Source organism: Priestia filamentosa (genome assembly GCF_900177535.1).
GTDB classification, from domain to species: domain Bacteria; phylum Bacillota; class Bacilli; order Bacillales; family Bacillaceae_H; genus Bacillus_I; species Bacillus_I filamentosa.
On sequence record NZ_FXAJ01000030.1, the window covers coordinates 1 to 1,591 of the forward strand.

Here is a 1,591-nt window from a genome sequence, read left to right on the forward strand (position 1 = left end):
AGTCGGGTAGGCAGGCACTCTCACGAGCGCCCGCCCCCCTAAGAACCGTACGTGACAGATTTCCCGTCATACGGCTCAAGCCTTCTTTTTATCCGAACAACTTATTTATTTAATACATGGTACATGTACTAATTTAGCAAATTTATCTGTAGAAACCTCTAGGTTTCGCACTGTAACTTTCTCTCCATTTTGTAGAGTCTGCTTGCACAATACACAACGGTATCCTTGTTTTCTTGCGAGTTTCATCCTATCCAATGTATTTTCACTATTAAAGACCTTACGGTCTCGCTTTTCCCAATACTCTCTTAGACTCGGATCATCTGGGCTGTTTTTATAGGCTACCATGACATGCCGTTCTATCTTAATCCAGGACATCTTTAACAATTGAATGTTAGTAAGTGGACATGTGAGAGTCCATTTATCATTCCCTCCGTGGTTGGGTTTCTTAAAATAACGTTTGGTAATCCATTTCCACGACTTCTTTGGATGCAGTCGTTTAAGATGTTTCGTTATTTTGAAGAAAACATAGTTGTCCATATATCCAAACGTCTTTTTTGAAACGACATGTTTCCAATACTGTCCGTAACCACGAATAATTGGGTTTAGAACACGTATCAATTCTTTTACTGGTCGTCCTCTCATCACTGCGAACGTATCTTTTATCTTACCCTTTGCCTTTTTGATACTGTCTCTGCTAGGTTTGATTAGTAGCTTATTGCCTTGTTCCGTCTTGTATTGACGCAGCGAGAAGCCGAGAAAATCAAACCCGTTCTCGATATGTGTAACTCTAGTTTTCTCTTTGCTAAGTGTAATTCCTCGCTTTTGTAAGTAAGGAGCGAGTTCCCCATACATGCTTTCAGCATCTTCCTTCGTTTCCGTTACGATGACGAAGTCATCTGCATAAAGAACGCGTCCTATTTTGCATTTCGGGTCGATTTTATATCCTCCACTTGGTTTGTATGTCTGTTTGTAAACAATACCGATTTCTTCTTCCATTCCACATAACGCGATGTTGGCTAAAAGAGGAGACACAATACTTCCCTGAGGAGTTCCCTCTGTTGTTTTATGAAACATATCCTGCTCTATGTATCCCATTTTGAGCCATCTTCTCATGAGAGTGTTTCCTGGAAACATAGAGATTTGTTCTACTATCCAATTGTGGTTAAGATGGTCGAAGCATCCTAGGAAATCCCCCTCAAACACCCATTTTTTCTTACTATTCGTGTTAAGCTTGTTAAAGAGATTACTTATTGCATCGTGTGTACTTCTTTTAGGACGAAAACCATAGGAAGTGGGTTCGAATCTGACTTCCCATTGCGGTTCTAGTGCGTTCTTTACGACATTTTGATACACTCGATCTCGTATCGTCGGAATACCGAGAGGTCTTAGTTTCCCATTTTTCTTAGCGATAAACGTTCGTTTCGCCGGCTTTGGGCGATGCTGAAGGACATTACGTTTTAGCAGTTGTCGATATAGGTTGATACGTTCGTTTGGTTTTAAGGCTGTATAGCCATCTGCACCAGGTGTTCGCTTGCCTGTATTTTGTTGCGTCACTCTGCGAATGGAAAGTAGTAGATTTGCTTTACTCCGG

The 1,591-nt window shown here is 41.0% G+C and carries 1 protein-coding gene; it reads right to left on the reverse strand.

The genetic code is table 11. The features are described from left to right. Window positions 1–105: 105 nt before the first annotated feature. A partial coding sequence (ltrA, locus tag B9N79_RS25725) for a group II intron reverse transcriptase/maturase (protein ID WP_085119484.1) occupies window positions 106–1,591 on the reverse strand: 1,486 nt, incomplete at its 5' end.